Origin of the sequence: Kitasatospora purpeofusca (assembly GCF_042691725.1) — a bacterium.
GTDB lineage: Bacteria > Actinomycetota > Actinomycetes > Streptomycetales > Streptomycetaceae > Kitasatospora > Kitasatospora purpeofusca_B.
Window position 1 is genome coordinate 1,064,287 of the sequence record NZ_CP170483.1, and the last position, 26,926, is coordinate 1,091,212.

The following is a 26,926-nucleotide window of genomic DNA, read 5'->3' on the forward strand; positions in this document are numbered from 1 at the left end:
CGGAAAGTCCCCTCTCCATGACCCAGCTGTCCACCGACACCCTGCTCGCGCTCGACCGGGCGCACGTCTGGCACCCGTACGGGCCGATGCCCGGCACCGCCACCCCGTACGTGGTGGAGTCCGCCTCCGGCGTGCGGCTCCGGCTCGCCGCGCCGGCCCCGGGCGGGCACCGCGAGCTGGTCGACGGCATGTCGTCCTGGTGGGCGGCGATCCACGGGTACGGGCACCCGGTGCTCGACGAGGCGGTGCGCGGACAGCTGGGCCGGATGAGCCACGTGATGTTCGGCGGGCTCACCCACGAGCCCGCCGTGCGGCTCGCCGCCACCCTGGTGGAGATCACCCCGGAGCCGCTGCGGCACGTCTTCCTCGCCGACTCGGGCTCGGTGTCGGTCGAGGTCGCGATGAAGATGTGCCTGCAGTACTGGCAGTCGGTGGGCCGGCCGCGCAAGCGGCGGCTGCTGACCTGGCGCGGCGGCTACCACGGGGACACCTTCCACCCGATGTCGGTGTGCGACCCGCAGGGCGGCATGCACCACCTGTGGGGCGGGGTGCTGCCCGAGCAGCTGTTCGCCCCCGAGCCGCCGGCCGGTTTCGACGCCCCGCTCGACGAGGAGTACGCCCGCGCCTTCGAGGAGTTGATGGAGCGTCACGCCGACGAGCTGGCGGCGGTGATCGTCGAGCCGGTGGTGCAGGGCGCGGGCGGGATGCGCTTCCACTCCCCCGACTACCTGCGGATGCTGCGCGAACTGTGCGACCGGCACGGGGTGCTGCTCGTCTTCGACGAGATCGCCACCGGCTTCGGCCGCAGCGGCGCGCTGTTCGCCGCCGACCACGCGGGCGTCGCACCGGACGTGACGTGCCTGGGCAAGGCGCTGACCGGCGGCTACCTCACGATGGCGGCGACGCTGTGCACGGCGGAGGTCGCCGACGGCATCAGCCGCGGCGAGATGCCCGTCCTCGCCCACGGGCCGACCTTCATGGGCAACCCGCTGGCGGCGGCGGTCGCCAATGCCTCGATCGGCCTGCTGCTCGCGCAGGACTGGCGGACCGAGGTCAAGCGGATCGGGACCGGGCTGCGCGCGGGCCTGGCGGACGCGGCCGCACTGCCCGGCGTCAAGGACGTCCGGGTGCTCGGCGCGATCGGCGTCGTCCAACTGGACCACCCGGTGGACATCACGGCGGCGACCGAGGCCGCCGCGCGGGAGGGCGTCTGGCTGCGCCCGTTCCGGGACCTCGTCTACACGATGCCGCCGTACGTGACCGGTGACGAGGACGTGGCGCGGATCGCCGCGGCCGTGACGGCGGCGGCGGTGGCCGGATGAGCGGGACGGCGGACCTGCGGGCGGCGGCGGGAACGGACGGCCGGGTCGTCTTCGTGACGGGGACGGGTACCGAGGTCGGCAAGACGGTCACCACGGCGGCCGTCGCCGCGAGCGCGCTGCGCGCCGGGCTGCGGGTCGCGGTGCTCAAGCCCGGGCAGACCGGCGTCGCACCGAACGAGCCGGGGGACGTCCAGGAGGTGGGGCGGCTGGCCGGGCCCGCCGCCCCGGCCCCGGACCGGCTGACGCTGCGTGAACTCGCCCGCTATCCCGAGCCGTTGGCGCCCGATACGGCGGCCCGCCGGTCCGGGCTGCCGTGCCTGGCGGCGGAGGACGTGGCCAAGGAGGTGGCCGGCCTCGCCGAGCGGCACGATCTGGTGCTGGTCGAGGGTGCGGGCGGACTGCTGGTCCGCTACGACGAGCAGGGCCGCACGCTCGCCGACCAGGCCCGCGCGGTGTGCGAACTCGGCCTGCCCGCCGAGGTGTTGCTGGTGGCCTCGGCCGGTCTCGGCACGCTGAACACCACGGCGCTGACGGCGGAGGCGCTGACCGCGCGCGGGCTGCCGCTGCTCGGCGTGGTGGTGGGCGCCTGGCCGGACTCCCCCGGCCTCGCGGACCGCTGCAACCTGGCCGACCTGCCGCGCGCGGCGGGCGCCCCGCTGCTCGGCGCGCTGCCCGAACGCGCCGGCCGGGCCGCCGACTTCCCCGCGCTCGCCGCCGCCGCGCTCGCACCCGCGCTGCACGGCCACTGGGACGCCGCCGCCTTCGCCGCCGCATTCGCACCCGCCCCCGGGGCCGCCTGACCTCCCGGGCCGACGCCGGCCGGGCCCCTGGCGCCGGTCGGCCCGAGGTCTGCCGGGATCCACCGAAGCAGCCCGCCGGCCTCCCGCACGCCGGGACACGGCATTTGTCGCTCGAACGAGTGAGATCCCGGCCCGAGCGTGCCCGCCGCGCGGTAGGGCTGCATACGGTTCTCCGCATGACGGATGGCCTGATGGTGGACGAGGCCCTGCGGGCCCTCGCCGCGCTCGAAGCGGCATGGAAGGACGACGACGAGGCCCTGGCCGCCCTGGCCGCACGGGGACCGGCCGAGCAGCCGCTCGCCGCCCTGGTCGCCCGGTACGGCGAGCACGCCGTGGACACGCTGATGGCGCTGGCCTTCGGGCTGCGCTCCAGCATGACGGACGAGGAACTCGCCGAGCTCACCGACGCGGTGAGCTCCAACATCGGCGCCCGGATGAGCGCGCTGCTCACTCGCACGCTGTGCGCCTGGGGCGAGACGGCCGGGGACGACCTCGCGGTGGTGAAGGTGATCGCGCACGCGGTGATCGACGCCATGCGGGCCGTCACCGAGGAGCCGAGCAAGACCGACGTGCTGCCGCTGCTGGCCACCTTCCGCACCTACGCACTGAGCGCGAGCCCCTGACGCGAACCGGCCGACCGTCGGCCCAAGCGGATTGCGGCGGGCCGGATCCAGGCGAAGGATCCGGCCATCCGGCGCACTTGAGATGCCCTTGACACCCCCAAAGGTCTATACCATGCTGCCAGGCGGCGCCCGGCGGCGGACTCTGCTCCGCTTCCGTTGGCGCCGTTTCGGCGCAGGTGAGAGCGACGAACGGGGGCTGTGTTGTTGATGGTGCATGTCCTGGGACCACTCCAAGTCGACGTCGGAGGAAGCGTTGTGCCACTCGGCGGCCGTCGGCCGCAGCTCGTCCTGGCGACCCTCGCCCTGACCCCCAACTGGGTGGTCCCGCTGGACCGCTTGGTGGACAACCTGTGGGGGGCGGCGCCACCCGCCAGCGCCCGGACGCAGATCCGGATCTGCGTCTCGCAGCTGCGCCGCGCGCTGGCCGACGCGGGCGCGCCGCCCGTCATCGAGACCCATCCCAACGGCTACCGGCTGCGGGTCGGACCCGGCGAGCTGGACGCCGCGCTGTTCCACGAGGAGGTCGCCCGCGCCCGGCTGCGGGCCGCCTCCGGCGCCCTGCCGGAGGCCGTCGACGCCCTGCGGCAGGCCCTCGCCCGGTGGACCGGGCCGGCCATGGCGGGCCTGGACTGCCCCGCCCTGGAGTCCTGGGCCCGCCGCCTGGAGGAGAACCGGCTGCGCGCCGTCGAGGAACGGGTCCGGCTGGAGCTGGCGCTCGGCCTGCACGAGGACCTGGTCGGCGAACTCGTCGAGCTGGTCTCCGCGCACCCGTTCCGCGAGCACCTGCACGGGCTGCTGATGCACGCCCTGCACCGCTCCGGCCGGACGGTGGAGGCGCTCGGCGTCTACCGCACGCTGCGCACCCACCTGGTCGAGGAACTGGGCCTCGAACCGGGGCAGGAACTGCGGGCGCTGGAGCAGGGGATCCTCAACGGCGCCTGCCCGACCGCCTGACCGCGACCCGGGTCACCGGCCGTCAACCGTCGCTCAGCCCGCGTGCCGCCACCAGAACGACCCCGGCTCGTAGTGCTCGGTGACCCCGAGCCGGCGCCACAGCGGCTCGGCGATCCGCCGCAGCTGCGGGTCGGCGTGCACGAAGGCGTCCGGCAGCTCGACGTCGAACCGCCCGGGCGCGGCCGTCAGCAGTGCGGCCAGCAGGTACTGCTCGGAGTAGTGGCGCCAGCGCCAGGACAGCGGGTAGTCCGCCGGGAGCATGATGTCGTGCACGTGCACCAGCACCCCGGGCTTGAGCACCGGCAGCACCTCGAAGAAGAACACCGCGACGTCCGAGCCCATGTGGAGCCGGTGCGACCCGTCGAAGAAGACGATGTCGCCCGGCTCCAGCTCGCGGAAGACGTTCAGGTCGGCGTGCTGCAGCGGGGTGCGGACGACCTCGTCGCAGAGCCGGTCGACGGTGGCGCGCGGGGCCGGGTCGATCGAGGTGATCCGGGTGCTCAGCCCGAGGTCCTCGACGGCCCGGCGGGCGAACTTGGTGGAGTTGCCGGAGCCGATCTCCAGGTAGCGGGCCGGGCGTTCGGCCGCGAGGAAGCCGTAGAGCGAGAGCGCGTCCAGCGGCGGCAGCCAGCCGTTGTTCCAGTACGGGGTGGAACCGGCGGCGGTGCCCCGCAGCGGGATGCCGCGCAGCAGTTCCCCGAACTCCAGGAACTCGGTGAGGCGTTCGGCGTAGCGCTCGCGGTTGCGCTCCAGCAGGGCCCGCACGTCGGTGAGTTCGGCGCGCGGCTCGGGGGTGACCACATGGTCCCAGAACAGCGGCTTGCGCAGGCCGAAGGCCCACAGGGTGAGGCCGTGCAGCACGGGCCGCTCGCCCAGCCAGTCCATCGGGCGGCGCAGCACCGGCAGGCGCTCCAGCAGTTCGACGCCGGAGGCGGTGCGAACGGCGGTGCGCAGGTCCTTGAGCAGCATGCGGTGTCCTTTCGGGGGGTGTTCAGAGCGAGAGCCAGAGGTCCTGCAGCCGGTGTTCGGAGATGCCCTCGGCGGAGCGGAAGTCGTAGCGGTGGACCTTGACCGGGCCGCGGGTGAAGCTCCAGTCCAGCCGCCAGAGCGGGTAGGGGCGGTTGATGGCGCTGTCCCAGTCGAATCCCGCGGGTGCGGAGAACTTCCAACTCAGCGGCAGGAAGTCGTTGTTGGCGCGAATCGCATCGTCCGCCAGAGCCTTCACCCCCTCCAGGTCGCGCATCGCGGGGCTGGCGTTGAAGTCGCCGGCGATCAGCGTCCGGTTGGAGTTGCCCTTGAGGTCGGCCTCCAGGCCGCGGATCTCCTCCTGGCGCCAGGCGAACTTGCGCTTGAAGTAGGAGTCGAAGTCGAAGCCGGAGAAGGGGTCGAGATCGGGGGCGAGCGGCACGGTGACGTGCACGTTGTAGACGCTGAGCAGGGTGTCGCCGACCTGGAGGTCGGTGCGCATGACCTTGTCCCGGGCGAAGATCCGGCTGAAGGAGGGGTCGGGCCCGAGGACGGCGCCGGTGCCGACGGAGCGCTGGGAGGCGATCGGGTAGCGGGAGATCGTGAGCAGTTCGCCGGTGCGGGCGATGTGGTAGCCGGGGAACTCGGCGGCGAGCCGGGCGTCGTCGTCGAGCCGGCGGTAGCCGTCCTCGCCGAGGCCGGGCTGCCAGACGACGTGCTCCTGGAACAGGTAGACGTCGGCGTTCTGACGGTGGATCAGTTCATAGAGCCTGTCCACGCCGGTGGAGGCGGCCCAGTACTGGGTGTTGAAGGAGACGACGTGCAGGGCGCCGGGCGGCACGGGGCGCTCACCGTGCCACAGGGCGGGCCAGTTGATGCCGGAGCCGGTGGTGAGGCCGAGCAGCAGCGGCGGCAGGGCGAGTCCGAGGGCCCAGCTGCGGCGCGGTCCGCAGGCGGCGGTGGCGGCGAGCAGCAGGAACAGCGGGATGCCGACCAGGAACACCGGCGGGACGGCGTCCAGCAGGATCGCCCAGTGCCAGCGGCCGCTGACGGACCAGCGGAAGAAGGCGTACAGCAGCCACAGGCCGGTGAAGCCGACCAGGGCGCGGCCGTACCAGGTGCGCAGCCGGCGGGCGACGCGCCGGGCCCGGGTGGGCTCGGGGCCCGGCTCCGCAGCCGGCTCCGCGGCGACCGAGGCGGCCGGCTCCGTCGCCGCGAACGGGACGGTCAGGGCTTGCCCCGCGCCGTCCCGCCGGTACATCCGGCGAAAGCGCCGGCTGACCGCGAACTGGCCGACTCCGGCGGCGAGTCCGGCCGTCACGACGGCGTTCAGCAGCAGGTGGCAGACGGTGAACAGGGCGAGGAAGCGGTAGCCGCGCTCCCGGCGGACGAAGCGGTACTGGCCGAGGTCGGTGAGCACGAAGGCGGCCAGCAGCAGCACGGTCGCGATCGCGGCGAGCGGCTGCCAGGCGATCAGCGGCAGGCTGAGCAGGGTGAGCGCGGCGAGCACCGAGGCGACGGCCCGGCCGGGCGTCTCCATGCCCTGCATGGCGCGGCCGCGGTCGAGGTAGAACGGCACCCGCAGCCGGCTGCGGACGAAGGCCTTGCGCAGCAGCGGCCGCATCCGGTTCTCGTCGGAGAGCCGGCCGCGCACGCGCGAGGTGAGCAGCAGGGGGCGGCGGGCGGCGAGGCGTTCGGCGTGGTCGATCTCCTCGGTCTGGCGCAGCGCCGGGTTGAACCAGCCGGCTTCGAGGAAGGCGTCGCGGCGCACCGCGCCGAGGGCGTAGAAGCCGCCGCTGACCAGGCCTTCGGCGCTCTTGCGCCAGTAGTGGTACTGGAGGATGCGGTACTGGCCGACGGGGCCCTCGGGGAACAGGGGTTCCTTGTCGGGGACGCCGAACACGGCGCCGTACTCGGGGTGTTCGGCGAACAGGGCGACGGCTTCGGCGACGGCGTCGGGGTGCATGGCGACGTCGGCGTCGAGGAAGAAGACGATGTCGCCGCTGGCGTGCCGGACGCCGAGGTTGCGGCTGGCGCCGGGGCCGCCGTTGCGTTCGGCGCGCACCAGGGTGACGGGGTGGGCGGCGGCGCGGGCGGCGCAGTCGTCGGTGCTGGCGTCGTCGACCACGATCACCTCGATCGCGGGGTGGCTCTGGGCGAGGACGGATGCGAGGCAGAGGTCGACGGTGCGGCTGTCGTTGTACATCGGCACGACCACCGAGACGAGCGGTGTGGCGGGCATGGCTCCTCGTTCGGACCGCAGGGGGTCGAGGTCGGTGGGCTTCAGGTGAGTTGGAAGGTGAGCAGGAGGGCGACCCAGAGCGCGGCGGTGGCGAGCATGGCGCGGTCGCGCAGCAGGGTGCGCACGGGGTTGCCGCCCTCGGCGTGGACGACGACGATCTGCAGGTAGCGGAAGAGCGCGAACAGGGCCAGCGGGGCGGTGAGCAGGGCGCCGGTCTCGTAGCCGGACTCGGTGCGCAGGTAGAGCAGGTAGCCGACGACGGTGAGTCCGGAGCAGAGGACGAGCACGAGGTCGAGGAAGTGCGCGGAGTAGCCGACCAGGGCGGGCCGGTGGCCGCTGCCGGCGACGCCGAGTTCATGGCGGCGCTTGCCGACGATGAGGACCAGGCACAGGGTGAGGACGGTGAGCACCAGCCAGGCGGAGAGCGGGCGGCCGCTGGCGCCGTAGCCGCCGAGCAGGCGCAGCACGAAGCCGGTGGCGACGACGAAGACGTCGAGCAGTGGCAGGTGCTTGAGCTTCCAGCTGTAGGCGGCGTTGACGGCGAGGTAGAGCAGGACGGGTGCGGCGACGCCGGGCCCGGAGGCGGCGAGCAGCGGGACGAGCAGGGCGGCGAGCAGGGCGGCCAGGGCGACGGCGGAGCGCGCGGTGATGCGGCCGGCGGCGAGCGGGCGGTGGCGTTTGACGGGGTGGCGGCGGTCGCGTTCGACGTCGGCGAGGTCGTTGACGACGTAGACGAGGGAGGAGGCGAGGACGAAGGCGGCCACGGCGACCGCGATCCGGGCGGCCATGTCCCAGGCGAGGTCGGCGCCGAGCAGGGGCAGCGGGACGACGAGGACGTTCTTGGGCCACTGTCCGGGGCGGAGCAGGGCCAGGGGCGCGGGCAGGCGGGAGGGCCCGGCGGTGGCGCGGCGGGCGGGTTCGGGCTGTCCGCCCGGTGTGCTCTGCTCGTGCTGTGAGCTCTGTTCGCTCAGGGAGGTCATGGCGGAGCGCTCCTCAGAAGAAGATCTTCACGGCGGACAGCAGTCCCTGGCTCCACGGGTCGCGGCTGGTGCGCCCGGCGTTGGGGCCGGCGGCGCGGCCGGCCGGGGGTTCGTGGCGGGCGGTGCGCCACCACTGGTAGGTGCGCAGGATGGCGTCCTGGTTGGAGAGCCGGGGGGTGAAGCCGAGCCGGTCGCGGGCCTTGTCGATGGAGACGTAGGAGTCGGCGGTGAGCTTGTGGAGCAGGCGTCCGTAGACGGGTGACAGGCGGGCGCGCTGCAGGGTGTCGAGGACGGCGAGGGCGGGCCGGGCGGGCAGGCCGACGACCCGCCTGCCGTGGCCGGCGGCGTCCAGCACGGCCTGGAAGTCCTCGCGCAGGGTGCCGAACTCGGCGGCGGCGAGGTTGTAGGTGTCGTTGGCGAGCTCGTCGGGGGCGTGCAGCACGGTGACGACGGCGTCGACCAGGTCGTCGATGGCGAACATCTGGGTCTTCACGTCGCCGCGGCCGAGGACGGGGAAGTGGCGGCCCTCCTCGGCCCATTCGAAGAGCATGGCGAACAGGCCCATCCGGCCGGGGCCGACGAAGGTCTTGGGGCGCAGGATCGGCACGCACAGGCCGTCGGCGCGGTGGCGTTCGGCGATCTCCTCGGCGGCGGCCTTGGCGCGGCTGTAGGTGTCGACGGGTTCGCGGGGGTGGGTCTCGGGGGTGGGGACGAGCCGGGGCAGGCCGTAGACGGCGGTGGAGGAGATGTGCACGACGCGCGGGGTGCCGGCGGCGCGGGCGGCGGCGAAGACGGTGCGGGTGCCGTCGACGATGATCGAGCGGATCTGCTCGTCGGGGTAGCTGGGGAGGGCGGCGGCGGCGTGCACCAGGACGTCGGCGCCGGGCAGGGCGCGGTCCAGGGCGGCGCGGTCGCGGATGTCGCCGACGACCTCGACGCCCGGTCCGGGGCGCAGGTCGATGCCGCGCACGCGGTGGCCGTCGGCGGTGAGGCGTTCGGCGAGCCGGGAGCCGAGCATGCCGGCGGCGCCGGTGAGGGCGACGGTCAGTTCTCCGGTCACCACTGGGAGCCCACCTTCTGCTTGACGAAGCGGGTGACCAGGCGGCCGAGGCCCTGGTCGAGGACGGCGCCGAGGGCGTCGACGGTGCGCTCGACGTCGGCGGGGTCGGTGACCAGGGAGGGGCCGATGATGAGGGGGTTGCGGCCGTTGAGGGTGTAGTAGGCGAAGATGCCGTGGTCCTGGTAGAGGGCGTTGATGACCGCGCAGGTGACCAGCTTGGCCTTGAAGCGGGGGTCGCGGGCCAGGCCGCCGGGGGCGAGCTTGGCGACCAGGTCGAGGATGCGGGGCCCGCCGTCGATGAACATGCCCCACAGCGCGCCGGCGCCGTCGACCCGGGCGACGGTGTCGGGGTGTTCCTTGGCGAGCCGGCGCAGACCGGGTTCGAGGACGGCGCCGATGGCGCGGGCGCGGGCGGGGTAGTCGTCCTCGACGGCGATGTTGACGGCCTCCAGGGCGGTGGCGCACTCCTCGCCGAAGCCGTAGTAGGTGGTGGAGGTGGACTGCAGCAGGGCGTCGCCGAGGTTGTCGTAGGCCTTGCGGAAGACGGGCTCGCGGGCGACGAACGCGGAGATGGAGGACTTGCCGCCACCGAAGGACTTGGAGGTGGTGAGCACGTCGGGCAGCAGGCCCGGGTAGCGCATGAAGTGGAAGAGGGTGCCGGTCTTGCCCCAGCCGGTGTAGATCTCGTCGAAGATCAGCACGATCTTCTCGCGGTCGCACAGCTCGCGCAGTCCGCGCAGGAACCCCTCGGAGCAGGCCTCGATGGTGGAGGCGCTGAACGGCTCGATGAGGATCGCGTAGACGTCCCCGGGGTGGGCGGCGACGGCGCGGCGCACCGAGGCGAGGTCGTTGTAGGCGAAGGTGTCGATGCCGGGGATGGTCGGGAAGGCGAACTGGGCCTGCCCGGTGAGGCCGCCGGAGCCGAGGAGCTTGCCGTGGAAGGCGCGGTCGGCGCGCAGCACGGTGCCGCGTTTGCCGTTGTGGTACTTGTACGCGAGTTTGACGGCGCCTTCGACCGCCTCGGCGCCGGAGTTGGGGAGGAAGGACATCGACAGGTCGCCGGGCAGCACCTCGGCGAGGTTGTGGGAGAGCGCGGCGAGGTAGGGCGAGAAGTAGGTCTTGTGGACCTCCATCCGGTGCTCGCGGGCGAAGCGTTCGCGGGCGGCCAGGATGCGCGGGTGGTTGTGGCCGTGGTTGAGCACGCCGACGCCGCCGGTGACGTCGAGGATCCGCCGGCCGTCGGTGAGGGTGAGGTGGGCGCCCTCGGCGTGGGCGACGAGCTCGCGGCCGAAGCCGAAGGAGGTCATCAGCGAGACCTGGCTCTTGTTCACGTACCGGCGGTACAGGTCGTGCACCTCGCCGACCTCGAACCGTTCGGCGTCGTCAAGGGTGTACACGGGTGTCTCCCATGGGGTCGAGGGGCGGGGCGGATGGCGGGACGGATGGCGGGGCGAGTGGCGGGGCGGGCTTGCCCGGTACCAGGGGGGCGCCGCGCAGGCGGGCCCAGGCGAGGACGGCGGCCGAGCTGCCGAGTTCGGCGACGACGCACACCACCCGGCTGGCGACGGCCGCCGTCGCGGCGGTGCCGCCCGGCAGCACGGTGGCCAGCGCGGCGGCGATGGTGAGTTCGCGCACGCCCCAGCCGTCGGGGACGACCACGGCGAGGCTGCTGACCACGGTGGCCAGCGCGAACGCGCCGATGCCCGCTCCGGCGGAGGCGGCGGCGGGCGCGCCGAGGGCGATCGCGAGGAACCACAGGTGCAGTCCGGAGACCAGCCAGGAGGCGACGGCCAGCGCGATCGCCCGGCGCACGGCGGCGTCCGGCGGCGGTTCGACGCTGCGGCGGGCCAGCCTGGCGAGGGCCGCGACCGGGCGGGTGGCCAGGGCGGGGCGGGCGACGCAGGCGAGCAGGCCGGCGGCGGGCAGGCAGAGCCAGAACCACTGCCCGGGCAGCGCGGCGGGTGCGGCGAGCAGGCTGACGCCGGCGCCGGTGAGGAGGGTGAGGGCGAGGCTCAGCAGGTAGGCGGAGGTCATCGTGGCGGCGGGCACACCGGCCTCGCGGCCGTGGGTGACATGGGTGACCACGCCCCAGACCCGGCCGGGCAGGTACTTGGACAGCTGGCCGAGGAAGTAGATCCGGGCGGCGTTCAGGCCGCGGATCGGCCCCGGTGTGCCGGGGGCGCTGCCGGGCGGCGCGGGGACGAGCACCCGCCAGGCGTGCACGGCGAGGACCAGGCCGGTGACGTTGGCGGCGAGCGCGGCGAGCAGCAGCGGGACGGCGTCGGCGCGGCCGAGCGCGCGGGCGGCGACGGGGCCCTCGTGGCGCAGCAGCAGGCCGACGCCGACCAGGGCGGCGAGGACGACGGCGGGGGTGAGGAGCCTGCGCAGCCGCTCCGCCATCAGGTCCGCTCCCCCGCCGGGCGCCGCCGGGCGGCTTGGTTCCCGGGCAGCAGCATCCGCAGGGCGCCGACGCCCGCGCCGCTCAGCAGCGAGCCGATGACCAGGAAGTGCACCCCGGCGGCGTACGGCACGAAGGCGGCCCCGTGCCGCCGGGCGGCGAGGCGCAGCAGACCGGCGTTGGCGGCGCAGAAGGCGGCCAGCCCGGCGGCGGGCAGCGCCGGGCGGCGGCGGGCCAGTGGCAGGGCGGCCAGGGTGAACGCGGCGGCGGCCACCGAGGCGGGGCTGTTGGCGGTGAGGTTGCGCCGGCCGCCGCGCCGCGCCGAGGCCAGCGCCGGGACGAGCACCAGCGCGCGCCGGTACGTCTCGGCGAGCAGCGGCCCGAGCCGGTCGACCTCGTCGTGGTAGGCCATCACCCGCTCGGTGAGCACGATCCGGTAGTGCGGGGCGAGGCGGTCGCTGAGTTCGAGGTCCTCGGAGTCGCGCAGTCCCTCGTCGAAGCCGCCGATCCGCTCGAACACCTCGCGCCGCACGGCCGCCTGGGCGAAGAACGCCGTCTCCACGACCCCGGCGCCGCGCGCCCGCCACCAGTACGCGTGCAGGACGCGGTAGCGCTCCACCGGCCCGTCGTCGAACAGCGGCTCGGGGGCGATCACTCCGTGCACGCACCCGCATTCCGGGTCCTTTTCCAGGATTTCCAGCGCATTCGCCACCGAATCCGGTGTCAGCGCCTCGTCGGAATCCAGGAAGAAGACGACGTCACCGGTCGCCTCGGCAATTCCGGCGTTCCGCGCGGCGGAAACACCGCGATTGGGCCACTGCCGGATCAGCGTGCACGGCGGGCCCCCGGCGGGGCGCCGGTAGCCCTCGGCGATGCGGGCGGTGGCGTCGGCGGAGCCGTCGTCCACCACGATCACCTGGTGCGGCGGATGGGTCTGGGCGTACACCGAGTCCAGGCAGGCCGCGAGGGTGCGGGCCGCGTTGTGGGCCGGAATGACGACCGATACGGAAAACGTCATGGGGCCAGTTCAGGCGGGCCCCGTATCGGGCGGGTATCGTCCCCGTATTGGGGGTGTCCGGGTGGTGGATACCGGAATTCCGGTGTTCCGTTCGCCTGCTACGCTCCGCCGCATGGATCCGGATTCCGTTTCCCCTTCCCCGCGCCCCCGGTCCGCGGCCGGTCCGCGGCTCCTGGCCGGTGCCACCGGGCTGTGGGCGGCGTTCCTGCTGGCGGACTTCCTGGCGAGCGGCCGGTGGTGGTTCTGGCTGATACCCGGGCTGGTGCCGCCGCTGCTGTTCCTCGCCGTCCCGGTGGCGCTGCTGGCGCTGGTGTGGACGGTCCCGGGCCCGCGGGTGCGGCGGTGGCTGGTACCGGCGGTGCTGGCGCTGCTGGTCGCCGGGATGCCCCGGACCGGCCTCAACTGGTCGGCCCTGACACCGGGTTCGGGTCCCTCCGCGGCCGGCCCGGAGCTCTCGGTGTTCTCCTGGAACACCGAGTACTGGGACACCACCGACGACCCGGACGCCTTCTACCGCTTCCTGCGCTCCCGCGACGCCGACGTCTACCTGCTCCAGGAGTACCTGGCGTGGGTGCGCGGGACCCACACCGAGATCGACGAACTCGACCGCATCCACCGGGAGTTCCCCGGCTACCAGGTGGCGGTGACCGGCGAACTGGTCACCCTCTCCCGCTACCCGGTGCTCGCCGCACCGCCGGTCGGCCCGGCGCCGGCGCCGGACGCGCCATGGGCGGAGACCTTCACCCGGCACAAGGCGCTGCGCACCGACCTGGACGTGAACGGCCGCACGGTGTCCTTCTACAACGTGCACATCCCCGTCCAGGTCGACACCCGCGAGTCGGTGTTCGGCGGCGCCTTCTACCGGGTGGTCCGCGAGGCCGACGCCGCCCGCCGCGAGCAGTTCACGGCCCTGGAGCGGGACGCCGCCGCCAACCCGAACCCGCTGCTGATCGCCGGCGACTTCAACACCAGCCCCGCCATGGCCGACCTCGACCCGCTGCGCGCCCGCTTCGACGACGCCCGCTCGGCGAGCGGCGACCTCTACCCCGGCAGCTGGGGCGGCGTCCTCGGCACCGACTGGTGGCGCCTGGACTGGGCGTTCACCTCCCACGCGGTGGCGGTGCAGCGGTACGCCTTCGTCGGCGCGCAGGGAATGTCCGACCACCGGGCCCAGGACCTGCGGATCTCGCTGCGGCCCTGAGCGGCTGTCGGTGCCGTCTGCTTCGATATCGCTATGCAAGACATCGCCCACACTCCTGACCTGCGCGAACTCCTTTCCCGCCTCCCCGCCCTCCCCGCGCTGCGCGAGCGGTGCCGGGGCATCGCCATGCTCGAGGCGATCCTCGGCCCCGACTGGAACGACCGGTACTACTCCTTCGACTCCCGGTGGGGCGACGGCGAGGAGATGGCGTCGATGCGCGACGGGGAGGGCGACGACTGGTTCGTGGTCTTCTCGGCCGCCGGGGCGTACGCGCGCGGGTTCGACCACACCGCGCCGAACGCGGGGGCGCGGCTGCTCGCGGAGGTACCTTCGGCTTTCCGCTCGTACATCGCGGAGCCGGCGTTCGGGGAGGAGGACGGCGTGCCGCTCGCGACCGTCTGCTTCTGGCGCGAGGGCGGGGACGCGGCGTGGCGGGCGCCGTCGGCGGCGCCGACGGGCGGGGTGGGGCTCTTCGGGCTGCTCGCCGCCGAGGACCCGGCGGAGGCGTACCGGGTGTGGGCCGAGGAGTACTACGAGCTGGAGGACGGGCTCGACCTCGACGCGATCGCCCACGTCCTGGCGCTGCGCCCGCTCACCGGGGCCGTCGTGTCCGCGCTCAACCCGGAGGTCGACCTGGGCCAACTCGCCGGCGACATCGCCGAGATCGGCTATCCGGCGGGCTGAGGGGCCGGAGGTCGGTCCGGCCCCTCAGGACATGCCTACAGCGCGGCCTCGTCCAGCGTCCGCCGCTGCTCCGCCGTCAGCGTCACGTCGAGGGCGCCGAGCGCCTCGTCGAGCTGGGCCACCTTGCTCACGCCGACCAGCGGCAGGATCCGTGCCTCGTGGTCGAGCAGCCAGCTGAGCGCCACCTGGTTGACGGTCGCGCCGGTCTCCTCGGCGACCGCGCGCAGGGCGGCGAGGCGCTTCGGGGTGCCCGGGTGGTCGTAGGCGGCGCCGATCTCGACGTCGTCGCGGGTCAGGCCGCCGGAGAGGATCGGGCTGTAGACCCAGAGACGCAGGTCGCCCTCGGAGCGGACGTAGTCCAGGAGTTCCGAGGTCACGTGCACATGGGCGGAGGACAGCAGCGGCACGTCGAAGCGCGGCTGGAGGTACGAGTACCGGTACTGCAGGTGCGCGTAGCGCGGGCCGTCCCCGGCGAGCGCGCGGGCCCGCTCGACCCGCCACACGGCGTGGTTGCTGGCGCCGACCGCGCCCGCCTTCCCGGAGGTCACCAGGTCGGCCAGGGTCTCCACGGTCTCGGCGAGCGGCACCGAGCGGTCCTCGATGTGCGTCCAGTACACGTCGACGTGGTCGGTGCCGAGGCGCCGCAGGCTGCCCTCGACACCGGCCCGGACCGCCTTCTCGGACAGCCCCTCCGCCGCCTCAAGCCCGGCCCCGGGCACGGTCGGCCGGGCGCCGACCTTGGTGCTGATGACGACCCGGTCGCGCGCCTTGCGGCTGGCCAGCCAGCGTCCGATGACGGCCTCGCTCTCGTCACCGGTCGCGCCGTCGAGCCAGAACGCGTAGTTGTTCGCGGTGTCCAGGACCGTTCCGCCGTTCTCGACGAAGTGGTCCAGGAGCCGGAACGAGGTCTCCTCGTCGACGATCGTGCCGAAGCCCAACGTCCCCAGGACGACGGTGCGCTGAGGAACTGTCATGGGTGTGCATCCCTCCCGTTGTGGTCTGGACCATTCAAGACCCATTCGGGACCACCCGCAACAGCTTCCCGGATCACCCGGCCACGAACGCCAGCGCCCCGAGCGCCACCAGCATGCTCCCCCCGAACGCCGACCCGGCCCACAACGCCGCCTCACTCACCCGCGCCCCGAGCCGGGTGCGGAGGATGAACGTCACCAGCCCGACGACGGTCGAGACCAGCACCGCCACCAACAGCCACACCAGCCGCACCCCGACGGCGGGGCCGCTCACCGGTCGCTCCCGGCAATCGAACGGTCGAGCGCGGCACGAAGGACGTCAAGCAGAGGCCGACCGCGATCCGACGCATCCTGAAAGTCACTCGCCAACCGGTCCCGCAAGGCCGCTGCCACCGCCTCGGCGTAGACCCACTCTCCGCTGGTGAGCCGGCGCCGGGGATCGTAGCCCTCTCCCATCATGGCGACCTCCAACCCGTTGAGGGTCGCCATGGCCGCATTCCGCACATCCGGCCGCAACTCCCCGCCGCCGACCTCCCACCATTGACCCTCACAGCGCTCGTCCAGCATCGCCAGCAGCGTGAGCAGCTTCACCTCGTACCAATCCGGTCCGACCAACTCCTCCCCCCAGTCAGCCATGTCGAGGTAATCGCCGTCGTCTTCGTACGGCATTCCCGAACGCGGCTGCTGCTGGAACAACTGCTGATAGCGCGCGAGCATGTGCTCGTTCAGCACGTCAACGTGCACAGTCGCGAACAGGTTGGCAAGCCGACCAAGCTGGTCCATCGAGTCCACCATCGGTCGCAGACACCTGCCCGCCCAACGCGGGTCCCCCACCCTCACTGCAGACCGGAGTACCACCGGAAGGCGCAGTATGACGAAGGCGAGGGAATCCCGCATCTGGTCGGCAATCCACTCCGGCATCACATGAAGGTCCTCCTTCGCGTATCGCTTCAAGGCACGCCCGGGCCGCGCGGTCCGCAGACGCTCGCGATCAGCCTCCAGCAATCGCCGGATCATCTCAGGCTCCGCGCCGCCACGCGCCAGATGGGCCGCGATCGCGTCGACCAGCAGCCCGATCGTGTCCATCGCGTCAGCCGTGCGATACATGCACATTCGCGCCCACCCGTGTTTGGCGTACGCGGGGGCGGAGTACTGCAAAATCTCCCGCAGGTAACCGACGGTCTCCACGGCAAATTGGATTGCGGCAGACCGGAGCTGTGGCGGCATGGCATCGCCGTGGGTGTGTCGCGGCATCGTGCTTCCCTCTGACATGCGCCGCCCGTGCCCCGGCGCATGCTCGCGAGCACGGTGAACCGAGGGTGATCGCGATGACTCAACTTCCGACCGTTCAGGGCGTCATGGGCACGGGACACAACGCACAGCCGCGGCCGTCGCCACGGCCGTGGCAGCACTACCGGCGATCCCCCGCAGCCGATGTCCAGCCGGCCCGGTGGAGGCGTTCGATGCCGTCGAGCAGTACGTCGAGGGCGAACTCGAACTCGAACTGGTCGTCGCATCCCCCGCCGACAGCCGAGCCGTCCTTCGCGTGGGCGGCGGTGGCGGCGATCTCCGCGATGTGCGGGTAGCGGGCGGCCAGTTGGGCTGCCGCACCGGCGTCCGGGCCCGGGCCCGGGGAGGCGGTGAACAACTCCTGCGTGAAGCCCAGGAGTCGGCCGCCGAGGGCGTGCATCGCGTGGTGGGTGAGGTCGGCGGAGAGGCCGCCGGAGCGGAACAAGCCGATCACCGCGTCCAGGTGGTCGAGCATCGCGGGCGTCGGGGCGGGCAGGGCCTCGATCACGCGCGGCGCCCAGGGGTGGCGGCGCAGCGTGCGGCGGGCGGAGAGGACGCGGTCGCGTACGGCCCCCTTCCAGTGGGCGCCGGGGGCGGGCGGGGCGATCTCGCCGACGACGGTGTCGACCATCCCGGTGAGCAGTTCTTCCCTGTTGGCGACGTGCTTGTAGAGGGCCATCGGCACGACGCCCAACTCCTGGGCCAGTTTGCGCATGCTCAGCGCGTCGGCGCCGCCCCCGCCCTCGCCGTCGGCGAACGCCACGGCGGCGCGCAGCACGCGCTCGCGGTTCAGCGGGGTGCGGCGGGTCCCCTCGCCCTCGGTCATCGTCGGCCCTCCGTGGTCGTCGTCGGCGGTCGCCGTCGGCTTGACGAGTGTACGGCGTACGCCTACGGTGAGCCGAGGTGTACGCCGTACACCTCAGGGGTGGAGAGGGAAGATCCGGATGGACAAACGGACCGCAGTGGTCACGGGCGCACTGTTCCTGCTGACCGAAGTCGCCGCGGTGGCCGGGATGCTGCTCTACCGGCCGGCGCTCGACGGCGCCGGGTACGTCGCCGGCGCCGGCGCGGACGGACGGGTGGCGGCGGGGGCGCTGTGCGAGGTGGTGCTGGTGCTGGCGGTGGTCGGCACGGGGGTGGCGCTGTACCCGGTGCTGCGGCGGCAGCAGGAGGCGGTCGCGCTCGGCTACGTCTGCGGGCGGCTGCTGGAGGCGGCGGTGATCGCGGTCGGCATCGTCAGCCTGCTGGCCGTCGTCACGCTGCGCCGGGACGCGGGGGCCGAGGCCGCCACCGCCGCCCGCGCCCTGGTCGCCGTCCACGACTGGACGTTCCTGCTCGGCCCGAACCTCGTCCTCGGCGCGAACTCCCTCGCGCTCGCGTCCCTGATGCACCGGTCCCGGCTGGTGCCGCGCCCCGTCGCCGCCCTCGGGCTGCTCGGCGGGGCCCTGATCCTCGCCTCGGGCGTGGCAGTGCTGTTCGGCGTCTACCCGCAGGTGTCGACGGCCGGCTCGCTGGCCGCCCTGCCGGTCTTCGCCTGGGAGGTCACGCTCGCCGTCCGCCTCCTCGCCAGGGGCTTCACCCCGCCCCGCCCGGCCGTCGCCCTCGCGGGCTGAGCCGGGCCGCCGTCACGGGAGGCCGGACCGGCCGGCCTCCCGCGCGACGACTACCAGTCCTCCGCCTCGCCTTCGAAGAAGTCGCTGAAGCAGCCCGCCTCGCGCGCCCCGGCCGGGAGCTCACGGACCGTCACCTGACGGGCGAGGCCGCGCAGTTCACCGGGCGTGCGGCCGGACAGGGCCCGGAAGTCACGGTTCATGTGGGCCTGGTCGTGGTAGCCGCTCATCGCCGCCACCTCGGCGAGGGAGAGGCGGCCGGGCCGGGCCAGGTTGAGCGCGCGCTGGAAGCGGAGGACCCTGGAGAGCGTCTGCGGCGGCAGGCCGACGTGGTCACGGAACACGTGCTGGAGACGGCGCTCGCCGCGGCCCGTCGCATCGGAGAGTTCGCGGGCGGTCATGCCGCCGTAGGTGTCGCGCAGCCGGCGCCAGGCCTCGACGGCGAGGCCCGACAGCGGTCCCGCGGCCTCGAAGCGCGGTCGCAGGGCGGCGTCGACGGCGGTCCAGCGCTCGGTCCAGTCCCGGGCCTGCGCCAGTTGCTCGGTCAGCCGCGCCGTCCAGCCCTCGCCCAGGGCATCGTCCGGGTGGGTGGCCGAGTTGGCGAGCAGGTGCAGCGGCAGGCCGAACAGGCGGAACGCTCCGACGGCCGTGAACTCGACCTCCACGGCGTGCCCCGACCCCCGGTAGCCCGCCACCACCGGCGCCGTCTGCAGACCCGCGAGCATCGCGTGGCGCGTCCCCTGGCTGCCCAGCCCCTGCCGGATGGACAACGGTTCGCCCCAGCCCACCACCAGGGTGACGGCCAGGCTGGGCAGGGTGACCCGCGGAGGCTGGGCGCCGCCCGTCCGGAATCCGCGGCACCGGACGACGTCCCCGCGCATCCACTCCGGTGGCCGCCGCTCGATGTTCTCGCCCTGGTCCTGCCGCTCGTCCACCGTCATTTCGGTCTTCGAGGCCACGGTCCTCCCGCCATCCGCGATCGTCCCCGTCGGCTCCCATGATTCACCACCACGGCCGCCGAGGGGTTCGCTTTCGTACAAGCGTCCGCCGCCGTCTCGGCCCATTCTGGACGCGTGCCCCTCACTCGGTGTCGGCCCCGCGCGGGGGGCGGGGCCGCCACCGGGAGGGTACGACCACCGCCGGTCACCCGGCCGTCCGCTCCCAGGGGATCTCGCGGCGCAGCAGCGCCCGCTCCAGGGGCTCGCCGCAGCGGCGGGCGTAGCGAGTGCGCTCGCGCACCTCGTGGCGGGTGCGGGGGCGGTAGCCCGGGCCGCCGCAGCAGCTCTTGTGGAAGGCGATGCCCGCGTTCAGCAGCAGTGTGAGGGTGCGCCAGGCCGCGACGTCCCGGCGGGGCGGGGCCGCGAAGGCGGAGCCCGCGTGGATCAGCGTCCCGGCGCAGCGCGGGCAGCGCCGCTCCTCGGTCGGCCTGCCGTAGGGCTGCTTGTAGGAGGCCCGGCAGGGCGGGCAGACGTAGGAGGTCTTCGCGTGGGCCACGCCGATCAGCCTACCGACCCACTGTGCGACAGATCACGGCGACCGCCGCCGCCCTCGCCGCCTACGATTCGGGAACGATGCACCTGCCCCGGGCGAGGAGACGGCACCCGTGACCACCAGCACGATCGCGCGTGAGAGCTACTACCAGCGCACGGGCGAGCACACGTTCAAGCCCACCGTGCACACGGGTGGTGCGTGGAGCGCCGACGAGCAGCACTTCAGCCCGCTGGCCGGGCTGGTCGTGCACGCCGTCGACCAGTACCTCGCCGGGCGCCCCGGGGGCCTGGTGCTCGCGCGGATCAGCTACGACATCCTCGGCCGGATCGCGCTCGACGAGTGCGCGATCACCGTGGAGACGGTCCGCCCGGGCCGCACCATCGAACTCCTCGAAGCGACCGTGACGATCGGCGGGCGCGCCGTCGTCCGGGCCCGCGCCTGGCTGCTGGCCACCCTGGACACCTCGGCCGTCGCCGACAGCCCGCGCGAGCCGCTGCCCGCGCCCGAATCGCTCCCCGTCTGGACGATGGACGAGGCCTGGGACGGCGGTTACATCTCCTCCATCGAGGTGCGCCGGGTGCCGCCCGTTCGCCGGGGCCGCACGACGGCCTGGCTGACCTCGCACGTCGACCTCGTCGCGGGCGAGCCGAGCAGCCCGCTCGCCTCCTTCGTCGCGCTGGTGGACACCGCCAACGGCATCGCCCCGCAGCAGGACCCGGCCGAGTGGATGTTCCCCAACGTCGACCTGACGATCCACCTCCACCGCGCGCCGCGCGGCCCCTGGACCGGCTTGGACACCACCGCCACCTTCGGCCCGACCGGCCAGGGCCTCACCAGCACCGTCCTGCACGACGTGGACGGCCCGGTCGGCCAGGCCGAGCAGATCCTCACCGTCCGTCCGCAGCCCCGGTAGCGGTCGCGGCCGGGTCTCCGGCGGCGTACGCCAGCGGCGGGGCGATCGCCTGCGCGTCCGCGCCCTCGCCGACCCAGAGGCCGATGAAGAGCGCGGCGGTCGCCTCCAGCAGGCCCGCCCGCTCCAGCCCGCCACCGGCGACCGGCCGGCAGCCCGCGTCCCGCACCAGCTCGTGCACCCGGGCCAGGGCCGCCGGGTCGTCCCCGCAGACCGGGACAGCCAGCGGCCGGCCGTCGAACACCGGCGGCCGCATCCGCCACACGTCCTCGTGGCAGAGGTTGAACGCCTTGACCACCTCGGCCCCGGGGGCGGCCGCGGCGAGTCGCCGCGCGGCCGAGGGCCCGCCGTCCGTCAGCAGCCGGAAGCCGGGGCCGACGGGGTTGGAGCAGTCGACCAGCACCGTGCCGTCCAGCTCCGCGCGCAGCTCCCGCACCACCTCCGCCCCCGCCCCGAAGGGCAGCGCGGCCAGCACCACCTCGCCGGACGCGGCCGCCGCCCGCAGCCCGGCGGGCTCCGCGCCGCCCCCGATCCGCCGGGCGAGCCGCTCGGCCCGGGCGGCGTCCCGCCCGCCGACCGTCACCTCGTGCCCGGCCCGCACCCAGTGGGTGGCGAGCGCGTGCGCCATGTTGCCCGTGCCCAGCACACCGATCCTCATCGCGCCGTCCTCCGTGGGTCGTTGGCACCGCCGTCCGGCACCGTCCCCACCGACGCTAGAGAACCCGTCGGGCACCATCTGGTACGTGACCACCAACGCGTTCCTCGCCGACTGCCGCGCCCGCCTCGCCTTCGACCTGCTCGCCAACACCTGGAACGCCGTGGTCCTCTGGGCTCTGCGCGACGGCCCGCTGCGCCCGGTCGAACTGCGCGAACGGATCGGCGGCATCAGCTCCAAGGTCCTCACCGAGACGCTGCGCCGCCTCCAGTTCAACGGCCTGGTCGACCGCCAGGCCCTGCCCGGCGCCCCGCCCCGCGTCGAGTACCGGCTCACCGCGCTGGGCCGCACCTTCCTCGCCCCCATCGACGCCGTCGGCGCCTGGGCCTTCGAGCACGGCGACGAGGTCATGGCCGCCCAGGAGCTCGGCGAGGCCGGCTCGGGCGCCCGGCGTGACCGGCTGGGAGAATCCCCGGCATGACCTCCCCGCTCGACGCCCTCCACGTCCGCCACGTCCTCGGCGACCGGCCGTTCGCCGAAGTCGGTGGCCCCGTCCTCACCGAGTCCGACGAGGCACGCGGCCTGCTGGCCGTCGCCGGCGAGCCCGGGTTCGCCGGGGCGGCGACGGTCGGCGTCTACGGGGCCGGGGACCTCGGCTGCCGGGCGGTGCTCCGCGCCCGCTTCCCGGTCCACGCGCTGGCCTTCCACCCCACGGCGCCACTGCTCGCCGTCGGCACCGGGGCGTATGACGGCGGCTACTTCTTCGAGGGCGAGCTGCTCCTGCTCGACTGGGAGACCGGCGCCACCACCTCCCTCATCGAGCCCCCCTTCGGCCGCGAGGTCCTCGGGCTGACCTGGCTCGACGAGCAGGCACTGCGCGTGCTGATGGCGCCGCCCGACGACTGGAAGGACCGGAAGGCCTACGTCGAGGGCCACCTCGCCGTGGTCCGCCGAGCCGACTGGCGCGCCCTCGCCCCCGGTTCGGTGACCGGCGCCGACCTGGCGGGCCCCCGGGTGCCCGCCCCGCGCACCGACGGGCGGGACGAGGCCCGCCGCGTGCTCCTCGCGCTCAGCCCCGGCTGGGAGCCGCGGCGGCACGTCCTCGCCGTGGAGCAGCTGTCGGACGGCGCGGTGCTGGCCACCCTGGACCAGGACGAGGAGGACCCGGAGCGGCCCGACCGCACCGCCCTCGCCGACGGACTGCTGCTCCGGTACCGGACCACGGGCGACGCCGACCGGCACGACCGCCTGCGGATCCGGCACGGCAGCCGGGACTACGTCGACGAGGTGCTGCACCAGCGCCGGGGGCCGGAGCAGCGCCTGCTCTCGGTGCGCTCCCCCGAGGGGGACGGCGTCCAGCCCCTGTTCCCGTTCTCCTGGGAGCCCGGGGAGACGCACTTCCCCGGCCCGGGTGCCGAGACCGACGGCGGCGACCTGGTGCACGCCGGCACCGTGTACCACGGCCACGGGCTGCAGCCGGGCGGCTCCTTCGTCGTGCGCCGCGCGGCCGCCGACGGCGCGCCCCGTTGGGTCTTCCGGACCGACCACATCGCCACCGACCTCGACGTCGACCGGGACACCGCGTACGTCGCCTACCGCAACGGCGCCCTCCTCGCCCTGGCCCTCCACGACGGCACCGTCCGCCGACACCACCGGCTGACCGTCGCCGGCGTCCCCGCCGTCCCGACGGCCCTCACCGTCACCGGGCCCGGCCACCTGCTCGTCGGCACGTCCGACGGCCGGGTCCTGGAGTGCGAGTTCGCCTGAGCCCTGCGAACTCTCAGGAGTGGAACGTCGGCGTGGCCGACTTCCTGCGCCCCGGTACGACTGCGAGGGCGCCGCTGGTCTTCGGTGCGGACAGGCGGTCGGACTGCCCGGAATTGCTCGAAACCCAAAGCTGCTGGTCAGCTACCGTGGCGGCATGACCGAGAGCCTGCCCGATGACGTGGCCGACGTCCTTGACCTCGTCCTGAACCCGGGCGAGCCCGTTCACGTCGCACTCCGACGGCAGATTTCCCGGCTCAGGGTGCGATCCCGCTGCACCTGCGGGTGCGGCACCGCCTATTTCGAACTCGACACCCGCAGGGTGGAGCCCGCACCGACCGGCCCCGGCACCGTCGTCGCCGCCGACGCACAGCTCCTCACCGAAACCGGCGAGTGCCCTGGCGAGGTCATGGTGTTCGCGCAGAACGGCTACCTCTCGTGGCTGGAGGTCTGCTCATGGAGCGATGACGTCGAGGTGAGTCTCGCCGCGGCGCGGCGGTGGCTGAGGCCACCTTCGTCAACCCCGGCCGGCGGCTTTTCGGCCGACTTCCTGCGCCGAAGGGGGCTGCTGCCGGAAGGCGGCGGACCGACTTCCGCCCCGTCGGCGCGGGTGGTGTCAGAGCCGCCGGGTGCGGAGCACGCCGGTCAGCATGGGGAGGGTGAACCCGCCGTCGGCGGTCTCGGGCCGGTCGGCGAGGAAGGCGCGGATCTCGCTCCGCCTGGCCGCGCGTTCCTGCTCCGGCATGACGAGCATCCCGGCGCGCGTGGCGAGGGTCTCCACGAGGGAGTCGGCGGTACGGCGCTGCCCGTGCGGGAAGGTGGACTGCTCCGGCGAGCCGAAGCGGGCGGCGTCACCGTTCTTCGGAAGGTGCATGTCCGCCGTCTCGGCCCGCCAGGCAACCGGTGTGTCGCGCACGCCGATCGCCTCGGTCCCGCTGACCCTGGCGAGCCCGGCGACCCAGTCGACCCCGTCGTCCAGGAGGTTCCACAGGCCGGCCAGGACGCCGCCGGGCGCGAGGACGCGAGCGATCTCCGGTCCCGCGACGGCCAGGTCGAACCAGTGCATGGCGTTGCCCGCGACGACGGCGTCGACGGAGGCGTCCGGCAGCGGGATCCGCTCCGCGCTGCCCGGCAGGGCACGGACGGCGGGCAGCGCGCGCTGCAGCTCGGCCAGCATCGCCGGGTCCGGCTCGACGGCGACGACCTCGGCGCCGAGTGCCACCAGCGTGGCCGTCAGCTTGCCGGTCCCGGCGCCCAGGTCGAGCACCCGCGGGCCGGGTGCCGCTTCGAGCGCCCACCGCACCGCGGCCTGCGCGTAGTCCGGCCGGTGCTCGGCGTAGGCGACGGCGGCGGAGCCGAAGGACGAGGCGTGTCGTGACTGTTCGTCATGATCCATACGAGCACGCTGCTCGACCGGACCGGCCAGGGTCTCGACGGGCCAGAGCGGCGAGGCCGGTTCCTTGCGGGTGAGGGCCGCCAGTTCCTCCGGCGGTTCGGCGCCGTCCCGCACGGAGGTGAGGTAGGCCTTGGCCTCGGGAAGGCCCAGCCGTGGGGCGTTCCGGCGCAGGTGGAGCATCGCGGCCACGGCCCCGGCGGACCGCAGCAGCTCCCGGACTTCGGCGGCGAGCGGGTCGGGGCGTCGGACGCCCTTGGTCTGGAGCAGATAGTGGTCCTCCCACCCCTCGGTCGGCCACCAGGCGTCGGGGACGTAGTGCAGGCTCCCGTCCTGCCGGTCCACGAGCACGTGACTGTTCCCCCCGACCGGCCGGCCCTGCGCGTCCCCGGTACGGGCGGACGCGGCCGGCCCCCAGAACACGAGCCACCCGACCTCGTACTCCTCCACGGCGTAGACGGCCAGTTCGGGCACCGGCCCGTGCCAATGCCGCGCCAGCGCGTCGCCGGCCAGAAAGGACTCGACGAGCCCGATGGCGCGTTCCTTGTCGATCACGCTCTCATCGTCCGGCACGCGTCAACCGGATTCGGCGCAGGAAGTCGGACGGGCCGACTTCCTGCGCCAGGGGGTTCGGGGTCAGTGGGAGGCGCGGCGGGTGGCGGCGCGGCGGACGTAGGGCTCGGCGGCGGTGACGCCGGCGGTGACGGAGCTGAGGAAGACGAGGGAGAAGACGAGGAGGGTGGTCTCCCTCGGGCTGTGCGGGGGGAGGGGGACGGTGGCGAGGCTCGCCGTGGCGATGAGGAGGGTGGGGAGGAGGACGTCGAGGTGGTGTCGGGAGTTCACGCGGACATGCCTCGGCGGAGGACGAGGAGGAGGCGCTCGATGACGTCGGGGCGGGCGGCGCCGAGGTCGATGAGGATGACGCCGGTGGCCTTGGCGGAGCGCCAGTCGATGCCGAGGGAGGGGAGCTTGACGTCGGCGGCGTGGAGGACGCTTTGGAGGTCGTCGAGGATGTCGGCGGCCTCGCGACGGGCTTCGGCGGTGACCTTGTCGATCATGCTCATGGGACTCAACTTTCCGGTGAGACGGTGGACAGCCAGCGGGGCTCGGTGTCCCATTCGATGCCGCCGGAGAGGGGGCGGAGGTAGGCCTTGCCGTGCTGCCACCCCATGAAGACCCCCCATCGCCCGGTGCGGACGTCGAAGACCGCCTCGCCGTGGAGGGAAGGACGGTAAGCGGTGGGCGGCGGGGTGGTGGAGACGGTGGGGGGAGGCGACGAGGGCAGGAGCCGACTACTGGGGATGCGGGATTCCGGGATGTCCTCCACCCCGCACCTGGGGCAGTGGCAGGGCGGGAAGTTCCGCCGGAGGAGCAGGTCTTCGGGCGATTGATTGTTGGTCATATTTACTTCTCTGCTGAGGTGTTCGCCATTCTCGGCCATCACCGTTCGTGCTTCCAGCGTCACGGTTTGGAGCTACGCTTGGGAAGGAGCGGCATGTTCCCACCCCTCTTGAAGACATCCGGAGGCCAAAGTGTCCGCACACCCTCGTGACCTCACGCCCGGCCGGTCGGCCCGCGACTTCTTCGGCGCGGAGATCCGCCACTACCGCACCGAGGCCGGGCTCTCGCTGACGGAGCTGGCCGGTGTGGTGCAGTACAGCAAGTCCCACCTGGCCAACATCGAGACGGCGGTCCGGACTCCGCCGCCCGACCTGCCGGACCTACTCGACGACGCCCTGCCGACCGGCGACTTCTTCAAGAGGATGTATCCGCTGGTGCACAGCGAGCGCTTCCCGAATTGGTCACAGCGATTCATGGTGCTTGAAGCGGTGGCGACTTACATGCGCAAGTACTCCGCTGGAACCATCCCTGGACTCTGGCAGACCGCCGAGTACGCCCGAGCCGCCTTCCAGCTCGGCCGCCCCCGTGCCGACGAAGCCGAGATCGAGAGGGTTTGGTCGGCACGCAAGGCCCGTCAAGTAATTCTTGCAAGAGAGAACCCGCCGCACATGTGGGTAGTTCTCGACGAGGCTGTCATCAGGCGCTCAATCGGCGGCGCCGGAGTGATGCACCGGCAGATCGAGCATGTGCTCAACATGGTCGACGGACCCAACTCCGAGGTCCAGGTCATCCCGTTCTCAGTCGGGGGCCACGGGCTTATGGGCACGTCACTCACACTCCTCGACTTCCTGGACGCCCCCAGGGTGGCCTACTCGGAGGCTTACTGGACCGGCCAGTTGCTCGAATCCTCGAAGGAGGTGCAGGCTGCGGCCCTGATCTACGATCACCTCCAAGCGGCGGCCCTGCCGCCTACGGAGTCCAAGGCGTGGCTCCACCGAGTACTGGAGGACTACCGAGAATGACCCTGCGGCATACCGGCGTCGAGGCAGGCGCCGCGGACTGGTTCAAGAGCACCCATAGCGACAATCAGGGTGGCGGCGACTGCGTGCGCGTGGCGCTGAACTTCGCCACCTCCCATGGGTTCGTCCTCATCGGCGACACCAAGACCCCCAATAGCCACCTCGTCATCACACCCGAGGCATACGCCGCTTTCGTCTCAGCGACCGCACAGGGTGAATTCGATCTCACCTGAA

At 73.4% G+C, this 26,926-nt stretch carries 31 protein-coding genes; 12 read left to right on the top strand and 19 right to left on the bottom strand.

Translation table 11 applies throughout. The features are described 5' to 3' along the window. Positions 1-17: 17 nt before the first annotated feature. The 4 genes from ACFCLZ_RS04655 (at position 18) to ACFCLZ_RS04670 (ending at position 3,699) form a co-directional block, all read left to right on the top strand. On the top strand, positions 18-1,322 hold the full coding sequence (locus tag ACFCLZ_RS04655) for an adenosylmethionine--8-amino-7-oxononanoate transaminase (protein WP_380283373.1): 1,305 nt from the start codon (positions 18-20) through the stop codon (positions 1,320-1,322). Next, a complete protein-coding gene (bioD, locus tag ACFCLZ_RS04660; RefSeq protein WP_380283374.1) occupies positions 1,319-2,122 on the top strand; it encodes a dethiobiotin synthase in 804 nt (267 codons plus the stop codon). Before ACFCLZ_RS04655 ends, bioD begins: the two co-directional genes overlap by 4 nt. A 176-nt stretch (positions 2,123-2,298) precedes the next feature. Next, positions 2,299-2,745, top strand: coding sequence for a hypothetical protein (locus ACFCLZ_RS04665; RefSeq protein WP_380283375.1), 447 nt, complete (start codon positions 2,299-2,301; stop codon positions 2,743-2,745). A gap of 255 nt (positions 2,746-3,000) precedes the next feature. Beyond that, the gene (locus ACFCLZ_RS04670; RefSeq protein WP_380283376.1) at positions 3,001-3,699 is read left to right on the top strand and encodes a BTAD domain-containing putative transcriptional regulator; all 699 of its coding nucleotides are present in this window, start codon (positions 3,001-3,003) and stop codon (positions 3,697-3,699) included. Positions 3,700-3,732: 33 nt separating this feature from the next. Here ACFCLZ_RS04670 and ACFCLZ_RS04675 read toward each other — a convergent pair whose 3' ends face one another. From ACFCLZ_RS04675 to ACFCLZ_RS04705, 7 genes are read right to left on the bottom strand one after another with little or no spacing between them, the layout of a single operon-like run. Then, on the bottom strand, positions 3,733-4,668 hold the full coding sequence (locus tag ACFCLZ_RS04675) for a class I SAM-dependent methyltransferase (protein ID WP_380283377.1): 936 nt from the start codon (positions 4,666-4,668) through the stop codon (positions 3,733-3,735). Between the two features lie 22 nt (positions 4,669-4,690). After that, positions 4,691-6,907, bottom strand: a complete 2,217-nt coding sequence (locus ACFCLZ_RS04680; RefSeq protein ID WP_380283378.1) for a glycosyltransferase — start codon at positions 6,905-6,907, stop codon at positions 4,691-4,693. Between the two features lie 41 nt (positions 6,908-6,948). Then, on the bottom strand, positions 6,949-7,887 hold the full coding sequence (locus ACFCLZ_RS04685) for a UbiA prenyltransferase family protein (RefSeq protein ID WP_380283379.1): 939 nt from the start codon (positions 7,885-7,887) through the stop codon (positions 6,949-6,951). A gap of 13 nt (positions 7,888-7,900) precedes the next feature. Further along, entirely contained in the window at positions 7,901-8,947 is a 1,047-nt protein-coding gene (locus tag ACFCLZ_RS04690) for an NAD-dependent epimerase/dehydratase family protein (protein ID WP_380283380.1), read from the bottom strand. After that, a complete protein-coding gene (locus ACFCLZ_RS04695; protein WP_380283381.1) occupies positions 8,944-10,344 on the bottom strand; it encodes an aspartate aminotransferase family protein in 1,401 nt (466 codons plus the stop codon). The genes ACFCLZ_RS04690 and ACFCLZ_RS04695 overlap by 4 nt, the downstream gene beginning before the upstream one ends. Beyond that, complete coding sequence (locus ACFCLZ_RS04700; RefSeq protein WP_380283382.1) at positions 10,331-11,347, bottom strand: lysylphosphatidylglycerol synthase domain-containing protein; 1,017 nt, start codon at positions 11,345-11,347, stop codon at positions 10,331-10,333. Before ACFCLZ_RS04700 ends, ACFCLZ_RS04695 begins: the two co-directional genes overlap by 14 nt. Next, positions 11,347-12,363 carry a glycosyltransferase family 2 protein gene (locus ACFCLZ_RS04705; protein WP_380283383.1) on the bottom strand — a complete coding sequence of 339 codons (1,017 nt, stop codon included), beginning with the start codon at positions 12,361-12,363 and terminating at the stop codon, positions 11,347-11,349. Before ACFCLZ_RS04705 ends, ACFCLZ_RS04700 begins: the two co-directional genes overlap by 1 nt. Before the next feature lie 112 nt (positions 12,364-12,475). Between ACFCLZ_RS04705 and ACFCLZ_RS04710 the strand changes: the two genes are divergently transcribed. Further along, entirely contained in the window at positions 12,476-13,564 is a 1,089-nt protein-coding gene (locus ACFCLZ_RS04710; protein WP_380283384.1) for an endonuclease/exonuclease/phosphatase family protein, read from the top strand. A 33-nt stretch (positions 13,565-13,597) separates the two neighbouring features. Next, on the top strand, positions 13,598-14,248 hold the full coding sequence (locus ACFCLZ_RS04715) for a hypothetical protein (protein WP_380283385.1): 651 nt from the start codon (positions 13,598-13,600) through the stop codon (positions 14,246-14,248). Between the two features lie 35 nt (positions 14,249-14,283). Here the strand turns inward: ACFCLZ_RS04715 and ACFCLZ_RS04720 are convergent, their stop codons facing one another. The 4 genes from ACFCLZ_RS04720 to ACFCLZ_RS04735 all read right to left on the bottom strand — a co-directional run bounded on the left by ACFCLZ_RS04720 (position 14,284) and on the right by ACFCLZ_RS04735 (position 17,335). Continuing rightward, complete coding sequence (locus ACFCLZ_RS04720) at positions 14,284-15,222, bottom strand: aldo/keto reductase (protein ID WP_380283386.1); 939 nt, start codon at positions 15,220-15,222, stop codon at positions 14,284-14,286. A gap of 73 nt (positions 15,223-15,295) precedes the next feature. Then, positions 15,296-15,493, bottom strand: coding sequence for a hypothetical protein (locus ACFCLZ_RS04725; protein WP_380283387.1), 198 nt, complete (start codon positions 15,491-15,493; stop codon positions 15,296-15,298). After that, positions 15,490-16,473 carry a hypothetical protein gene (locus tag ACFCLZ_RS04730; RefSeq protein WP_380283388.1) on the bottom strand — a complete coding sequence of 328 codons (984 nt, stop codon included), beginning with the start codon at positions 16,471-16,473 and terminating at the stop codon, positions 15,490-15,492. The genes ACFCLZ_RS04725 and ACFCLZ_RS04730 overlap by 4 nt, the downstream gene beginning before the upstream one ends. Before the next feature lie 157 nt (positions 16,474-16,630). Beyond that, a complete protein-coding gene (locus ACFCLZ_RS04735; protein WP_380283389.1) occupies positions 16,631-17,335 on the bottom strand; it encodes a TetR/AcrR family transcriptional regulator in 705 nt (234 codons plus the stop codon). A gap of 118 nt (positions 17,336-17,453) precedes the next feature. Here ACFCLZ_RS04735 and ACFCLZ_RS04740 point away from each other — a divergent pair, with 118 nt between their 5' ends. Beyond that, positions 17,454-18,122: a DUF4386 domain-containing protein gene (locus ACFCLZ_RS04740; RefSeq protein WP_380283391.1), complete on the top strand. Its 669-nt coding sequence runs from the start codon at positions 17,454-17,456 to the stop codon at positions 18,120-18,122. 50 nt (positions 18,123-18,172) lie between these two features. On the opposite strand, the gene ACFCLZ_RS04745 is transcribed toward ACFCLZ_RS04740, so the two are convergent. Both ACFCLZ_RS04745 and ACFCLZ_RS04750 read right to left on the bottom strand, forming a co-directional pair. Continuing rightward, positions 18,173-19,078, bottom strand: a complete 906-nt coding sequence (locus tag ACFCLZ_RS04745; RefSeq protein ID WP_380283392.1) for a helix-turn-helix domain-containing protein — start codon at positions 19,076-19,078, stop codon at positions 18,173-18,175. Positions 19,079-19,262: 184 nt separating this feature from the next. Beyond that, a complete protein-coding gene (locus ACFCLZ_RS04750; protein ID WP_380283393.1) occupies positions 19,263-19,613 on the bottom strand; it encodes a deoxyxylulose-5-phosphate synthase in 351 nt (116 codons plus the stop codon). 109 nt (positions 19,614-19,722) lie between these two features. Here ACFCLZ_RS04750 and ACFCLZ_RS04755 point away from each other — a divergent pair, with 109 nt between their 5' ends. Then, complete coding sequence (locus ACFCLZ_RS04755) at positions 19,723-20,523, top strand: thioesterase family protein (RefSeq protein ID WP_380283395.1); 801 nt, start codon at positions 19,723-19,725, stop codon at positions 20,521-20,523. On the opposite strand, the gene ACFCLZ_RS04760 is transcribed toward ACFCLZ_RS04755, so the two are convergent. Further along, positions 20,498-21,178, bottom strand: coding sequence for an NADPH-dependent F420 reductase (locus ACFCLZ_RS04760; protein WP_380283396.1), 681 nt, complete (start codon positions 21,176-21,178; stop codon positions 20,498-20,500). The genes ACFCLZ_RS04755 and ACFCLZ_RS04760 overlap by 26 nt on opposite strands. Before the next feature lie 85 nt (positions 21,179-21,263). On the opposite strand from ACFCLZ_RS04760, the gene ACFCLZ_RS04765 reads away from it, so the two are divergent. Beyond that, positions 21,264-21,656, top strand: a complete 393-nt coding sequence (locus ACFCLZ_RS04765; protein WP_380283397.1) for a winged helix-turn-helix transcriptional regulator — start codon at positions 21,264-21,266, stop codon at positions 21,654-21,656. Continuing rightward, on the top strand, positions 21,653-22,942 hold the full coding sequence (locus ACFCLZ_RS04770; protein ID WP_380283398.1) for a hypothetical protein: 1,290 nt from the start codon (positions 21,653-21,655) through the stop codon (positions 22,940-22,942). The genes ACFCLZ_RS04765 and ACFCLZ_RS04770 overlap by 4 nt, the downstream gene beginning before the upstream one ends. Before the next feature lie 13 nt (positions 22,943-22,955). Here ACFCLZ_RS04770 and ACFCLZ_RS04775 read toward each other — a convergent pair whose 3' ends face one another. The 5 genes from ACFCLZ_RS04775 to ACFCLZ_RS04795 form a co-directional block, all read right to left on the bottom strand. Next, positions 22,956-23,168 carry a hypothetical protein gene (locus ACFCLZ_RS04775; RefSeq protein WP_380283399.1) on the bottom strand — a complete coding sequence of 71 codons (213 nt, stop codon included), beginning with the start codon at positions 23,166-23,168 and terminating at the stop codon, positions 22,956-22,958. Between the two features lie 387 nt (positions 23,169-23,555). Next, a complete protein-coding gene (locus tag ACFCLZ_RS04780) occupies positions 23,556-24,887 on the bottom strand; it encodes a class I SAM-dependent methyltransferase (protein WP_380283400.1) in 1,332 nt (443 codons plus the stop codon). An 81-nt stretch (positions 24,888-24,968) separates the two neighbouring features. Beyond that, positions 24,969-25,175, bottom strand: a complete 207-nt coding sequence (locus tag ACFCLZ_RS04785) for a hypothetical protein (RefSeq protein ID WP_380283401.1) — start codon at positions 25,173-25,175, stop codon at positions 24,969-24,971. After that, positions 25,172-25,396 carry a hypothetical protein gene (locus ACFCLZ_RS04790; RefSeq protein ID WP_380283402.1) on the bottom strand — a complete coding sequence of 75 codons (225 nt, stop codon included), beginning with the start codon at positions 25,394-25,396 and terminating at the stop codon, positions 25,172-25,174. Before ACFCLZ_RS04790 ends, ACFCLZ_RS04785 begins: the two co-directional genes overlap by 4 nt. Before the next feature lie 5 nt (positions 25,397-25,401). Beyond that, positions 25,402-25,797: a hypothetical protein gene (locus ACFCLZ_RS04795; protein ID WP_380283403.1), complete on the bottom strand. Its 396-nt coding sequence runs from the start codon at positions 25,795-25,797 to the stop codon at positions 25,402-25,404. 67 nt (positions 25,798-25,864) lie between these two features. On the opposite strand from ACFCLZ_RS04795, the gene ACFCLZ_RS04800 reads away from it, so the two are divergent. Both ACFCLZ_RS04800 and ACFCLZ_RS04805 read left to right on the top strand, forming a co-directional pair. Continuing rightward, on the top strand, positions 25,865-26,695 hold the full coding sequence (locus tag ACFCLZ_RS04800; protein ID WP_380283404.1) for a helix-turn-helix domain-containing protein: 831 nt from the start codon (positions 25,865-25,867) through the stop codon (positions 26,693-26,695). Continuing rightward, on the top strand, positions 26,692-26,925 hold the full coding sequence (locus ACFCLZ_RS04805; RefSeq protein ID WP_380283405.1) for a DUF397 domain-containing protein: 234 nt from the start codon (positions 26,692-26,694) through the stop codon (positions 26,923-26,925). Before ACFCLZ_RS04800 ends, ACFCLZ_RS04805 begins: the two co-directional genes overlap by 4 nt. The last annotated feature ends 1 nt before the right edge of the window (position 26,926 follow it).